10 protein-coding genes and 1 pseudogene are annotated in these 13814 nt (G+C 69.8%); 6 read left to right on the top strand and 5 right to left on the bottom strand.

The window, feature by feature from the left end; all coding sequences use genetic code 11:
* Positions 1 to 56: 56 nt before the first annotated feature.
* Positions 57 to 1154, bottom strand: a complete 1098-nt coding sequence (locus tag ACQ859_RS27560; RefSeq protein WP_431263652.1) for a PepSY-associated TM helix domain-containing protein — start codon at positions 1152 to 1154, stop codon at positions 57 to 59.
* Between the two features lie 34 nt (positions 1155 to 1188).
* A complete protein-coding gene (locus ACQ859_RS27555) occupies positions 1189 to 3174 on the bottom strand; it encodes a TonB-dependent receptor (protein WP_431263651.1) in 1986 nt (661 codons plus the stop codon).
* Between the two features lie 459 nt (positions 3175 to 3633).
* On the opposite strand from ACQ859_RS27555, the gene ACQ859_RS27550 reads away from it, so the two are divergent.
* Positions 3634 to 4464, top strand: coding sequence for an isocitrate lyase/PEP mutase family protein (locus ACQ859_RS27550; protein ID WP_431263650.1), 831 nt, complete (start codon positions 3634 to 3636; stop codon positions 4462 to 4464).
* A gap of 83 nt (positions 4465 to 4547) precedes the next feature.
* Positions 4548 to 5630, top strand: coding sequence for an alpha/beta fold hydrolase (locus ACQ859_RS27545; protein WP_431263649.1), 1083 nt, complete (start codon positions 4548 to 4550; stop codon positions 5628 to 5630).
* A 77-nt stretch (positions 5631 to 5707) separates the two neighbouring features.
* Here the strand turns inward: ACQ859_RS27545 and gorA are convergent, their stop codons facing one another.
* Positions 5708 to 7060 carry a glutathione-disulfide reductase gene (gene gorA / locus ACQ859_RS27540; protein ID WP_431263648.1) on the bottom strand — a complete coding sequence of 451 codons (1353 nt, stop codon included), beginning with the start codon at positions 7058 to 7060 and terminating at the stop codon, positions 5708 to 5710.
* Entirely contained in the window at positions 7057 to 7773 is a 717-nt protein-coding gene (locus ACQ859_RS27535) for a cupin domain-containing protein (RefSeq protein ID WP_431263647.1), read from the bottom strand. The genes gorA and ACQ859_RS27535 overlap by 4 nt, the downstream gene beginning before the upstream one ends.
* 125 nt (positions 7774 to 7898) lie before the next feature.
* On the opposite strand from ACQ859_RS27535, the gene gcvA reads away from it, so the two are divergent.
* Positions 7899 to 8885: a transcriptional regulator GcvA gene (gene gcvA / locus ACQ859_RS27530; RefSeq protein WP_431263646.1), complete on the top strand. Its 987-nt coding sequence runs from the start codon at positions 7899 to 7901 to the stop codon at positions 8883 to 8885.
* 19 nt (positions 8886 to 8904) lie between these two features.
* Here the strand turns inward: gcvA and ACQ859_RS27525 are convergent, their stop codons facing one another.
* Entirely contained in the window at positions 8905 to 9579 is a 675-nt protein-coding gene (locus ACQ859_RS27525) for an NUDIX hydrolase (RefSeq protein WP_431260734.1), read from the bottom strand.
* A 213-nt stretch (positions 9580 to 9792) separates the two neighbouring features.
* Between ACQ859_RS27525 and ACQ859_RS27520 the strand changes: the two genes are divergently transcribed.
* The 3 genes and pseudogenes from ACQ859_RS27520 to ACQ859_RS27510 all read left to right on the top strand — a co-directional run bounded on the left by ACQ859_RS27520 (position 9793) and on the right by ACQ859_RS27510 (position 13799).
* The gene (locus ACQ859_RS27520) at positions 9793 to 10647 is read left to right on the top strand and encodes a cysteine hydrolase (protein ID WP_431263645.1); all 855 of its coding nucleotides are present in this window, start codon (positions 9793 to 9795) and stop codon (positions 10645 to 10647) included.
* A gap of 13 nt (positions 10648 to 10660) precedes the next feature.
* Positions 10661 to 11896: a nicotinate phosphoribosyltransferase gene (gene pncB / locus ACQ859_RS27515; RefSeq protein ID WP_431263644.1), complete on the top strand. Its 1236-nt coding sequence runs from the start codon at positions 10661 to 10663 to the stop codon at positions 11894 to 11896.
* A gap of 197 nt (positions 11897 to 12093) precedes the next feature.
* Positions 12094 to 13799: pseudogene (locus tag ACQ859_RS27510) on the top strand (NAD+ synthase).
* The last annotated feature ends 15 nt before the right edge of the window (positions 13800 to 13814 follow it).

Here is a 13814-nt window from a genome sequence, read left to right as displayed (position 1 = left end):
CCCTGAGCCCTGCGGCCCAACGCTTCAGCGGACCAGCGCCTCAGCGATTCAGCGATTCAGCGCCGCCGGCGCCACCACAGCCACGCGCCGGTGACGCCCATGCCGGACAGCACCAGGCCGAGCAGGCCGGTGATCACGCGGTTGGGCAGTCCGAAGAGCTCGCCCGCATGCAGCGGATAGATCCATGCCGTGGCGCGCACGGCGAGGTCGAGGTCGTCCCAGCGCTGCTGGCCGAGCACGCGGCCGTCGACCGGATGTGCCCAGATCGAGGACAGCCCGTTCGGATGCGGATCGCCCGCGAGCTTGAAGCGCAGGCGGATCGGCCGCGTGTCCGCGGCGCCCAGCTGGACGAAGCCGAGCATCGCGCCGGGCCAGCGCATGCGGGCCTCGGCGACGACCAGGTCCAGCGGCACGCGCTCACCCGCGGTCTTCTCGATCTTGGGCGGCTTGGTCGCGACGTCGCCGACCAGCGTGTTGAGCCAGCCGCCGATGGGCCGGTAGGCCATCCACGCGCCGCTGGCGACCGTCACGGTGATCAGCAGGCCCAGCACCGCGCCGCCGAAACGGTGCAGGTCGAACAGGCTGCGGGTTGTGCCCTTGTCCAGCTTCAGCTTGAAGGCGTGTTTCCACTGCGCCGCGTTCATCGGCCACCACAGGATCAGGCCGGTGAGCAGCAGCAGGAGGTAGGCCAGCGCCGTGAAGGCGAGCGTCGCCTTGCCGGTGTCGCCGAGCAGCAGCTCACTGTGCAGCTCGAAGACGACGTTGGCGACGCCTTCCGTCTCGCCGCGCCGGCCCAGTTCGACGACGCTGACCGGGTCCAGGTAGACCGTGCCTGCCCAGCCCGGCGAGCGCACCGCCACGCGCAGCGACTCGCCGTCTTCGCGGGGCGGACGGATCGTCATCGTCGCCTTCGGGCCGAATTCATCGGCCACGCGGCGTCTCAGCGTCTCGAACGGCGTGCTCGACGCGACGACGGCCTGCGTCGCATCGTGCGCGGGCGCGCGGAAGAGCTCCGGATGCATGGCCTCGTCGAGCGGACGCAGCACCGTCATCAGCGAGCCGAGCAGCGCCGCCGCGGCCAGCAGCATCCCCAGCGTCAGCCCCATCCAGCGGTGCAGCCACATCCAGACGCGGCGCGCAGTCATCAGAGCCATGGTTCGTCGCTCCCGCGGTGCTGCGATCGGGCGGTCAGAAGTCCACCTTGGCGGTCAGGCGCACCGTGCGGGGCGCGCCGACGCCCAGCAGGTTGTTGCCGGCGGTGCTCCAGTAGTTCTTGTCGGTCAGGTTGTCGACGTTGGCCTGCAGGTTGACCGCCTTGTCCATGACGCGGAACTGGTAGCGCGCGCCGATCGAGAGCGTCTCGTACGCGTCGACCCAGCCCTGGTTGAGGTTGTTCACCGCGCGCTTGCCGAAGTGGTACACGCCGGCGTTCAGCGACAGGCCCGGCACCATCGGCACGCGGTACTCGCCGAACAGGCTCAGCGTGTTCTTCGGCGTGTTCTCCGGCGACTGGCCCAGCTCGGCCGCGTTGGTCGTGCCGACCTTGGTGATCTCGGCGTCGAGCAGCAGCGCCGAGGCCACGATCGCGAAGTCGCGGCCGATCTCGCCGCTGGCGGAGAACTCCAGGCCGCGGTAACGCGCCTCGCCGCCGATCTGGTAGACGCGGTTGATGGTGGTCGTCAGCGCGCGGTCCGTCTGGAACACCGCGGTCTGCAGCAGCACCTCGCCCACGCGCGCCTTCACGCCCAGCTCGCGCTGCTTGCTCACCGCAGGCGCCAGCACCTGGCCGGCGTTGTCGGCGGTCAGCGGCGCGGTGCCGGTCTCTTCCAGGCCGCGCAGCACGCTGCCGTAGACGCTCAGGTTCTTCATCGGCTTCCACATCACCGAGAAGTTGGGCGTGACCTTGTCGGCGCGGTAGATGCTGACCGGCGCGGTGGGGCTGGTCGCCTCGCTGCGGTAGACGGTCTTGCGCACGCCGGCCAGGAACTGCCACTGCTCGCCGACGGAGACGCGGTCGAAGGCGTACAGGCCGCGGTCGTTGATCTCCGACGGGAAGCCGGCCTGGCGCAGCGTCGGGTTCAGCTGGGCGATGTCGACCGGCGCATACAGGTTCTGCGGCGCGGTCGCCGTGCCGCTGGTCCAGCCGGCGGACTCGCGCCGGTTGTAGGTCGTGCCGAAGGTCAGCTCATGGCCGATGCCGAAGGTGTCGAAGCGGCCGATCGCCTCCACGCGGTGGTTGGTGTTGGTGTACTTCTGGCCCTTCAGCGTGTTGACGCTGGCGGTGCCGGCGCCGGTCTGCGGGTTGTAGTTGATGAAGGTCGTGTTGTTGCGGTCGCGTTCGGTCTGGGCGCGGCCGGTCTCGACGCTCAGCACCCAGTTCTCGCTCAGGCCGAAGTCGCCGCGCAGCAGCACGTTGTTGGCCTGCGCGTCGTAGCGGGCCCACTCGGGCGCGAGGTTGGTCTTGTTGTCCGGCACGCGCGGCAGCGTGATCACGCCGTTCACCGCGGCGGGCAGCTGGATGCCGGCCTGCTCGCTGGTGTTCTTGCGGTAATGCTCGACGTCCAGCTTGAAGTTGGCCCAGGACGTCGCGCGCCAGTCCGCCGCCAGGGTCAGCACGTCGCGGTCGCCCTTGTAGCGGGCGATGCCGGTCTCTTCCTTGCTGGTCGCGGCGTTGACGCGCAGGCCCACGCTGTCGTCCTCGCCGAAGCGCCGGCCGATGTCCATGTGGACCTTGGCGCCGCCATGGTCGTTGACGGTGGTGGTCAGCGAGGTCACCGGCGCCGGGCCGGCGCGCTTGGTCACGAAGTTGACGATGCCCGACGGCGGCACCATGCCGTAGTACATCGACGACGCGCCCTTGAGGACCTCGACCTGCTCCTTGTTCTCGAGCGGGATATCGATCAGGTTGACGACGGGCAGGTTGCCGTTGAGGCGGTAGTTGCTGCGGTTCTCGACAATGATCCCGCGGATGGAGAGGTTGTCGTAGGTGGAGCCGCTGACCTGCGAGCGGGTCACGCCGGCGGTGTTCTTCAGCGCGTCGAACAGGCCCTGCGCCGCCTGCGCGTCCAGCAGGTCGCGCGACATCACGCTGTTGGTCAGCGGCACGTCCAGCGGATCCTGGTCGCGGAAGGCGCCGACGCGCACGGTCTCCGCCGCGAAGGTCTTCTTGCGCACGCCGGTGACGACGACCTCGTCCAGCAGCTTCTTCTGCGGTGCGCCGCCGGCGGTCGCCTGGGTCGTGGGGAAGCCGCGTCGGCCGCTGGGGCGTCGGCGGACGCGGACGCGGACTGCGCGCGGGCCGCGAGCGGCGCCAGCAGTGCCAGGACGGACAGGGAGATCAGGGACAGGCGCGGCGCTGCGCCGCGGAAGGCGGTGATGGACATGAGATGGACCGGGGACGGGGAGTCAGGAATTCGGCGTAACGCGATACGTTAGCAAATGCGAATGGTTCGCAATATTGTGGATGGGGCCTAGGGGGCGCTGGTCGCGCGAATCGCCCCGTTCGCAGGGGAATCGTCGCGACGCCACCACCCTTTTGGAGGTAGCGGCGGCGGAGGAACAGGTCCGATTGCTGCCAGACGGCGGCAGGAGCGCGGCCTAGCATCCGGCGTCTACCCACCGAGGAGGCCCGCCATGAGCACCCCGTCCACGACTGCTGATCACACCCCCGAGACATCGGTCGAGACCTTGGCCGCGAAGGCCGCCACGTTGCGCGCGTTGCATGAACGGCCCGGCCCCTTCGTGATCGCGAACGCGTGGGACATCGCCTCGGCGCGCATGCTGGAGGCAGCGGGCTTCCCCGCGCTGGCGACCTCAAGCGCCGCGGCGGCCGAGGCCGTCGGCCGGCGCGACGGCCAGCTCACGCGTGACGAGACGCTCGCGCATGTCCGGCTGCTGGCCGGCGCCACGCCGCTGCCGCTGAGCGCCGACCTGGGCAACGGCTTCGGCCATCGGCCCGAGGACTGTGCGCTGACGATCCGCCTCGCGGCGGAGGCGGGCGCGGTCGGCGGCTCCATCGAGGACTCGTCGAGCGAGGGCGGACCGCCGATCCTGGACTTCGATCTCGCGGTCGAGCGCGTGGCCGCGGCGGTGGCGGCGGCCCGCGCGCTGCCGTTCCCCTTCCTGGTCACGGCGCGCTCGGAGAACTTCCTCCACGGCATCGACGATCTGGACGACACGATCCGCCGCCTGCAGGCCTTCGAGCGCGCGGGCGCCGACGTGCTGTTCGCGCCGCTGCTGCCGGACCTCGAGGCGGTGCGCCGGGTCTGTGCGTCGGTGACGCGGCCGGTCAACTTCATGGCGGGCATCCCGGGGCGCTCGTTCACCGTGCGCGAGCTGGGCGAGGCGGGCGTGAAGCGCGTCAGCCTCGCGATGTCGCTGTTCCGGCACGCGATGAAGGCCGCGCGACTGGCCGCCGAGGAGATCCGGGATCACGGCAGCTTCGGGTATCTCGATCAGCGCTGAAGCCCTGCGGGACGCACCGGGCGGGAGAGGGAACGACACTTGCTCGCTTCGGCGCGCCGTTCCCCTCTCTACTGGAGTTTCTCGTGAAGCAGAAGTCGCCCGCCCTGTCCGTGTCGTCCGTGTTGTCTGTGTTGTCCGTTGCAGCGCTCGCGGCCTTCGCCCCGATCGCGCAGGCGCAGGGCGCCCAACCTGCCTCGGCCACGAAGACCGCGCCATCCCTGCAGGACCTCCCGACCTACGGCGCGCGTCTCGAAGGCTTCGACTACCCGCATCCGCAGCAGCGCTTCAAGCTGACCACGCAGCGGCAGGCGCTGGAGATGGTCTACATGGATGTCGCGCCGACCGGCCAGCCCAACGGCCGGACCGCCGTGCTGCTGCACGGCAAGAACTTCTGCGGCGCGACCTGGGAGCAGACGATCAGCGTGCTCGCCGGCGCGGGCTACCGCGTCATCGCGCCGGACCAGATCGGCTTCTGCGCGTCGAGCAAGCCGACGGGCTACCAGTTCAGCTTCAACCAGCTCGCGGCGAACACGCAGGCGCTGCTGCAGTCGCTGGGCATCGCGAAGGCGACGGTGATCGGGCATTCGATGGGCGGCATGCTCGCGATGCGCTTCGCGCTCGCGTATCCGACGCAGGTCGAGCAGCTCGTCGTCGTCAACCCGCTGGGCCTGGAAGACTGGCAGGCCGCCGGCGTGCCGTACGCGAGCATCGACCAGCTCTACGCGCAGGAACTGAAGACGACGGCGGAGACGATCAAGGCCTACCAGCTGCGCTTCTATTACAACGGCCAGTGGAAATCGGCGTACGACCGCTGGGTGCGCATGTCCGCCGGCCAGTACGCGGGACCGGGGCGCGAGCAGGTCGCGTGGAACCAGGCGCAGACCTCCGAGATGATCTTCACGCAGCCGGTGGTGCAGGAACTGCCGCGGCTGCGGGTGCGCACGCTGCTGATGATCGGCGGCAAGGACCGCACCGCGCCCGGCGCGGTCCGCGCACCCAAGGAGATCGCGGAGACGCTGGGCGACTACGCGACGCTCGGCCGCTCGACGGCGAAGATGATTCCCGGCGCGTCGCTGATCGAGTTCCCGGCGCTGGGCCACTCGCCGCAGGTCGAGTCGCCGAAGGAGTTCCACGAGGCGCTGCTCAAGGGGTTGAGCGCGCGGTGAGCGGTCGATGAAGCGCAGGTCGGCAAGGCCCGGGTCGACAGGGCGCAGCTTGATGCGAGCGTCGGTCCGGACCTTGCTCAGTCCTTGAGCGTCACGATCTCCTCGGCGATCGTCGGATGCAGCGCGACGGTGGCGCGGAAGTGTTGCCAGGTCGCGCCAGCGATCAGCGCGACCGCGATGAACTGGATCATCTCGGCGACACCTTCGCCGAGCAGATGGACGCCGAGGACCCGGTCTGTCGGACGGTCGACCAGCACCTTCACGAAGACCTGGTCCGGCGAGCCGCCGAAGGCCAGCGTCATCGCCCGGAAGGTCGTCGTCAGCACCCGGAGGTCCGGGTAGCGCGCCCGGGCGGCCTGCTCGGTCAGGCCGACCACGCCGATCTCCGGGCTGGTGAAGACGGCGGTCGGGACGGTCTCATGATCGAGCACCGGGACGTCCAGCCCGCCGAAGACGCGATCGGCGTAGGCCTGTCCTTCGCGGATCGCCACCGGCGTGAGGTTCAGCCGGTCGGTGACGTCCCCGATGGCATGGATGGACGGAATGTTCGTCTGGCCCAGCGCGTCGACCACGATGGCGCCCCGATCGTCCATCGCCACGCCGACGGCCTGCAACCCCAGCTCGTCCGTGTTGGCGCGGCGGCCCACCGCCAGCAGGACCGCATCGACGTCCAGCCGCGATCCCGTCGAGGTCGTCACGACGAGGCCGGTGGCCCCCTTGTCGATGCGGGCGAGCTCCTGCCCGAGGTGCAGACGGATGCCTTGCTGCGTCATGTGACGCGCCAGCACCGTCGCGATGTCCTCGTCGAAATCGCCCAGCAGCCGCGGGCCGCGGACAACCTGGTCCACCTCGCTGCCCAGTCCGCGGAAGATGCCGGCGAACTCCACCGCGATGTAGCCGCCGCCGACGACCAGCACCCGCCGCGGCAGCGCGTCCAGATGGAAGGCCTCGTCCGAGGTGATGGCGAACTCCTTCCCCGGGATGTCCAGCGTCGCGGGCCGGCCCCCGGTGGCGATGAGCACGCGCGCCGCGGTCAGTCGGCGCTCGTCGCCGTCGAGCTGCACCGTGTGGGCATCGACGAGCCGCGCATGCGCATGGAAGGTCTGGACGCCGACGCCCTGCAGGTTGCGCTCGTAGACATCCTCGAGCCGGTCGATCTCCGTGTCCTTGTGCGCGATCAGCCGCCGCCAGTCCAGGTCGGCGACCTCGGCCGCCCAGCCGTAGCCCCGGGCCGACGCTGCGGACCGCGGAAACCGGCTGGCCTGCACCAGCAGCTTCTTCGGCACGCAGCCGCGATGGACGCAGGTGCCGCCGTAGTTGGCGCTCTCCACGATCGCGACGCGCGCGCCGTGCTGGGCCGCGACCCGCGCGGCCCGCACGCCGCCGGAACCGCCACCGATCACCACGAGATCAAAATCGAAGGGACTCACGTCGGGTACTCCTTGTCGGCCGGGCTGGCGGGGACGCCACGCTCGCCGGCCGTCGACACGATGGGGGCGATGACGCCCGTCTTGAGATAGGCCACGAGGCCCTCGTCGCCCGCGCGAAGGTCGGCGTACTCGCCACCGGGCAGGCGCAGCCAGCTTTGCGGCGGGAGCGTCCGATCGCCCCAGCGCAGACCACCCCGCAGGACGAAGATCTCGGCGCCGTCGACATGGCGCGGCAGCAGGGCGGCGCCGGCGGTGATCTCGATGAGATCGACCGTCTCGTCGCCGTGCCGATGCAGCGCACAGACGCTGCGTCCGTCCCCCTGCGTCCAGTTGGCGGGATCCTGTGTGTTCACGCGGACGATCGTCGCATCGTCCGGCGCCATCTGCCGGAGCTTGACCAGGATCAGGGCGCCTTCCGCGCTGCGCGGCCGATGGGCGGAGCCCGGCGGATTGCGGAGGTAGCACCCGGCCGGATAGTCGCCGGTCTCATCCGAGAAGGTTCCCTCCAGGACGAGGATCTCCTCACCGCCTGGATGAGCGTGACTCGGGAAGTCCGACGCCCGGTCATAGCGCACCAGGCTGGTCGCCCGGGCCTGCTCGGCACCGACGCGGTCCAGCATCACGCGCGACACGCCGCGCTGCGGCGACGGCGTCCACCGATGGTCGTCCGGCGTGACGAGGGCGGGTCTGTCGAAATCGGCATTCACAAGCATGCGGGGCTCTGCGGGGTCGTGGGCCGCGCTTCAGCGCGGCCCGATGGAACGATCTTCGCCTTCGCCAGCGATTCCCGCAAAGCGGATATTCTTTCGGGGCCGCAAAGAAAAACTTCTCCAGCACGATGAAGTCGCCCATCTTCCTGAACGCCCTGAAGGCCTTCGAGGCCGCGGCCCGGCACGGCAGCTTCTCGGCCGCGAGTGTCGAGCTGAACGTCACGCCGGCCGCCGTCGGTCAACTGGTGCGCGGTCTCGAGGACTGGCTGGGCGCGCCGCTCTTCCTGCGTGCGGCCAGCGGTCGCGCGCGGCTGGTCCCGACCGATGCGGCCCGTCGCGCGCTGCCCGACATCCAGGCCGGGTTCGACAAGCTGGCCTTGGGCATGGAGATCCTGCGCGATGCCTCGCATTCGGGTGTGCTGACGGTGACGATCAGTCCCGCGTTCGCGGCGAAGTGGCTGCTGCCGCGCATCGAGCGCTTCCAGGCGGCGTGGCCGGACACGGATGTCCGCCTCGAGACGAGCCACAAGTCCGTCGACTTCCTCGCGCAGGGGATCGACATCGGGGTGCGCTACGGCGCGGGCGCGTGGCCGGGCCTGACCGCCGAGAAGCTGCTGGCCGAGGAGATGTACCCGGTCTGCTCGCCCGACTACGCGCGGCGGCATCCGCTGGCCGCGCCGCGGGACCTGGCGGGCGCGGCGTTGATCCATGACCTGTCGCTGGAGGGCGTCGACGGGGCCACCTCGTGGGACGACTGGCTCAGGCAGGCGGGCGTGCCGTCGGGCGCCCGCAAGCGCGGACTGCGCATCAACAATGCCGCCGCCGTCCTCCAGGCCGCGAGCGAAGGGCAGGGCGTGGCGCTGGCCCGCGGCGTCATGGCGCAGGACGACCTGGCCGCGGGTCGCCTGGTCCGGCTGTTTCCGACGATCGCCTGCCGCTCCGCGCTGGCCTACTTCATCGTCTATCGGGCCGAATGCGCCGCGTCGCCGCGGCTGCAGGCATTCCGGGACTGGCTGCTCGCCGAAGCAACGCGCTTCTCCAAGCCCGCCAGCTCCACCAAGACGACCAAGGCGACCAAGGCGACCAAGGCCGCCAAGCCTGCCCGTCAACGATGAGTCCTCCGGCGTCGCGCGTTCAGCCGACCGGCAGATTGCTCGTCACCGTCTTCAGCGCCGGCGCATGCGCCTTCTTGCGGAACAGCTGCGCCGGCCGGTGGCTGCCGCCGCTGGTGAACGCGCCGGGGATCTCCTCGATCACGTCGAGCTCGTCGATGCGGCGGCGGAAGCCGCGCTTGTCGAGTTCCGCGTCGAGCACCTGCTCGTAGGTGCGCTGCAATTCGCCGAGCGTGAACTCGGCCGGCATCAGGTGCACCGGCAGCGACGAATACAAGGTCTTCGATCGCACGCGCTCGACCGCCGTGCGCAGGATCTGCGCGTGGTCGAAGGGCAGGGACCGCAGGCTGTCGACAGCGGCCCAGCGGAAGCGCTCGCCGAGGCCGGCGTCCACGTCGACCGGCACGACCGCGTAATAGCTCACCGACAAGGACCACCCGCGCGAATCGCGATGCATGCCCGAGAAGGTCTTCAGTTGCTCCAGGTAGGGCGAGACGAGGCCGGCCTTCTCGCGCAGGATGCGGGCGGCGGCATCGTCGGCGTCCTGGTCGGTGTCCGTGTGTACCCATCCGCCGGGCAGCGTCCAGGCGCCGGGCGCCGGCTCCCGGTCCCGCTGGACCAGACCCGCCTGCAGCACGCCCTCGCGCAGCGTGAGCAGCACGATGTCGACGGTGACGATGGGGCGTTCGAAATCCACGGCTCTTCTTCTTAGTGCGGAAAGGCACGAATTATGGGCGGCAACGATCCGGTGCGTCAAACCATCGCGTTGAACGCATCCTGGAATCATTGATGCACCGCGCAACACCTCGTTGCAAGAGGAGCGGATATTGGTCCTCGACACTTAGTGCAAACAAGCACGAAGTAGGTTATGCTGACGCCACGACATGACAAGGACGGAATCGGAGCTCTCATGACCACCCCACGCATCCAGCCCCTGCAACTGCTGATCGTCGATCCGCAGAACGACTTCTGCGACATCCCCGGCGCGACGCTGCCGGTGACCGGCGCCGATGCGGACATGAAGCGCCTGGCCGCGCTGGTGGACCAGGCGGGCGGCGCGATCGCCGACATCGTCGTGACGCTGGACTCGCACGCGGTCTATGCGATCGAGCGGCCGGCGTTCTGGCAGGTGCCCGGCGACGACGGCACCGGCGAGGCGCCCCAGCCGGTCGCGCCGTTCACGCAGATCAAGGCCGAGGACGTCCGCGCCGGCCGCTTCGCCCCGCGCGACGCCGCGCTGCGCGAACCGGTGCTGGCCTACCTGGACGCGCTCGAGGCCAGCCCGAAGAAGTACATCCTGATGGTCTGGCCGACGCACTGCGTCGTGGGCACCTGGGGCCACAACGTCCATGCCGAGCTGGCCGCCGCGCTGGGCCGCTGGGAAGCCGCGCGGCTGCGCACGGTGGAGAAGGTGCTCAAGGGCCAGAACCCGATGACCGAGCAGTACAGCGCCGTGCGCGCCGAGGTGCCGATCGCGTCGGACCCGCGCACCCAGACCCACCGCGCCTTGGTCGACCGCATCGTCGACTTCCCGGGGCTGACCTTCATCGCCGGGGAAGCCAGCAGCCATTGCGTCGCCGCGACGGCGGAGGACCTCTTCGGCGAGATGAGCGCCGAGCGGCTCGGACGCGTCGTGCTGATCGAGGATGCGATGAGCCCCGTCGGCGGCTTCGAGGCCGGTGCGGGCGCCTTCGTCGAACGCGCCCGCGCGCTCGGCGTCCGGACGATGACCGCGGCGCAGGCGCTCGGCCTGCTGTCGGCCTGAGCGGAGCGACGTCATGAACGACATCCCCGTCATCCGCTCGCTGCTCGAGACCGACCTCTACAAGTTCACGATGTGGCAGACGCTGCTGCACGCGTTCCCTGCCAATGACGCCGAGTACCGCTTCGTCTGTCGCAACACGCCGGCCTTCCCGCTGAGCGAGCTCAGCGATGCGGTGAACCGTGAGCTGGACCACCTCTGCACGCTGAGCTTCAGCGATGAGGAACTGGCCTACCTCGGCGGCCTGCGTTTCATGAAGTCGGACTTCATCGACTTCCTGCGGATCTTCCGCTTCCAGCGCCGCTTCATCGAGGCACGGCCGGGCGAGGGCGCCGAGGCGGGTCAGCTGGTGATCGTCGCCCAGGGCCCGCAGGTCCACGTGATGGCGTTCGAGATCTTCGTGCTCGCCATCGTGAACGAGCTCTACTTCCGCCGGCTCTGCGACGGCCGCGAGGACGAGGTGCTGGCCGAAGGCCGCGCCCGGCTCGCCGCGAAGACGGTCCGGCTGCGCGAGTACGCCGCCGCGGCGCCCGGCACGCTCGGCGACGAGGCGTATCCGTTCGAGTTCTTCGACTTCGGGCTGCGCCGCCGTTTCTCCGGCGACTGGCACGACGAGGTGGTCGCCACGCTCAAGCGCGAGATCCCGTCGGTGTTCAAGGGCACGTCCAACGTCGAGCTGGCCCGTCGCCACGGCCTGATCCCGATCGGCACGATGGCGCACGAGTACCTGCAGACCTACCAGGCCGTCGGCGTGCAGCTGAGGCTGTCGCAGAAGGCGGCGCTCGAGGGCTGGGTGCAGGAGTTTCGCGGGGACCTTGGCATCGCGCTCACCGACGTGATCGGCATGGACGCCTTCCTCGCCGACTTCGACCTGTACTTCGCCAAGCTCTTCGACGGGCTGCGGCACGACAGCGGCGATCCGGTCGTCTGGGGCGAGAAGGCGCTGGCGCATTACGCGAAGCTGCGCATCGACCCGTTCACCAAGCGCCTGGTCTTCAGCGATGGCCTGAACTGCGACGAGGCGTTCCGGTTGCACACGCATTTCGCGCCACGCGTGCCGGTGGGTTTCGGCATCGGCACCCACCTCAGCAACGATCTCGGGCCGAAGCCGCTGAACATCGTCATGAAGCTGATCCGCTGCAACGGCCAGTCGGTCGCCAAGCTCTCGGACGCGCCCGGCAAGACGCTCTGCGACGACCAGACCTTCCTCGACTACCTGCGGCAGGTGTTCCAGGTGAAGCAGGTCGAGTGACCGCAGCCCTCACCCCCCACCCTCTCCCGCAAGCGGGAGAGGGCGTCCGACCGGTTCCAGTCGTAGCGCCTGCTCCTCTTTCTCCCTCTCCCGCTTGCGGGAGAGGGCAGGGGGTGAGGGCCAGCGGCGGATGAAGTACTGAAGCCTTTTATCTCCTCGCCCGCCCGCGGGAGAGGGTCTCCACAAGGAGCGAAGTCATGCTCAAGATCACCCTGGCGCAGATCAATCCGACGATCGGCGACCTCGACGGCAACCTCGCGTTGCACCTGGATGCGGCGCGGCAGGCGCGACACGACGGCGCGGACCTGGTCGTCTTCCCCGAACTCTCGCTGACCGGCTACTACCCCGCCGACCTGCTCGACGACGAGGATTTCCGCCAGCGCCTCGACCGCGCGATGACCGCGCTGCTCGCGGCGACGCGCGAGGTCGGCTCGCTGCACTGGGTCGTCGGCGCGCCCACGCGCAATCCCGGCGCCGGCAAGGCCTTCCGCAACTCGCTGCTGGTGATCCGCGACGGCGAGGTGCTGCTCGAGTGCCACAAGCAGCTGCTGCCGACCTACAACGTCTTCGACGAGCGCCGCCACTTCGAGCCCGGCCCCGACGTCGCGCGCGTGCTGCGCATCGGTGGCACGCAGGTCGGTTTCATGATCTGCGAGGACGGCTGGAACGACGACGGCAAGGACTACGCGGTCAACCCGTTCCAGCGCCTGGCCGACGCGGCGCCGGACCTGATCGTCTCGATCAACGCGAGCCCGAGCAACATCGGCAAGCGCGAGCAGCGCCACGCTGTGTTCCGCGCGGCCTGCTGGCGGCATCGCCTGCCGCTGGTGTTCGTGAACCAGGTCGGGGGCACGACCAGCTGGTCTACGACGGCGCGTCCTTCGCGATCGAGCCGGAGCCGGGCGTGGTCTTCGAGGCCGAACGCTTCGAGTCCCACGTCGTCACGCTGCGCTTCGAGACGGACCGGGGGCTCTTCTCCTCCCGCGACGGCGGCGCGCTGCCACCGGCCAGTGCGGGCCTCGACACGATGGCGTTCTACCGCCGGCAGATCGTGCTCGGCCTGCGCGACTACGCGCGGCGCTGCGGCTTCGATCGCGTCGTCGTCGGATCCTCCGGCGGCATCGACTCGGCGCTGACGCTGGCGCTCGCCGTCGAGGCGCTCGGCGCCGACAAGGTCTCGGCGATCACGATGCCGTCGCGCTTCTCGTCGTCCGGCAGCGTCGACGATTCGAAGGCGCTGTGCGCCAACCTCGGCATCCCGCTCGACACCTGCCCGATCGAGGACATCGTCCGCCAGGTCGGCGACTCGATGGCGGACAGCACGCTGGCGTTGCGGCCGTCCGGCCTCGCGCTGGAGAACCTGCAGGCCCGCGTCCGCGGGACGCTGCTGATGACCGTGTCCAACGCGCAGGGGCACCTGCTGCTGACGACCGGCAACAAGAGCGAGATCGCCGTCGGCTACTGCACCCTCTACGGCGACACGAATGGCGGCCTGGGGCTGATCGGCGATCTCTACAAGACGGAAGTCTTCGCGCTGAGCCGCCACCTCAACGAGACGGCGGGCCGGGAGATCATCCCGCCGGCCATCCTCGACAAGCCGCCCAGCGCCGAGCTGGCGCCGGACCAGCGCGACACCGACAGCCTGCCGCCCTACGAGGTGCTGGACGAGGTGCTGAAGGTGCTGATCGAAGGCGAGCGCCTGGCCGAGGACGAGCGCGCCGCAGCCGAGGCCGCCGTCGCTTCGCTGCGGGGGAGCGACGAAGGTCAGGCGCTGGTCGCGCGGATCAAGGGCATGATCGCCCGCAATGAATACAAGCGCCGCCAGGCCCCGCCGATCGTGCGGCTGCGGGCGCGGGCCTTCGGCAGCGGGCGGCAGTTGCCGATCGCGGCGAAGCACTATTGAGAACCGGAAGGACCT

Origin of the sequence: Roseateles chitinivorans, assembly GCF_050632235.1 — a bacterium.
GTDB lineage: Bacteria > Pseudomonadota > Gammaproteobacteria > Burkholderiales > Burkholderiaceae_C > Roseateles > Roseateles chitinivorans_A.
This window is presented reverse-complemented; position numbering and strand designations above follow the sequence as displayed.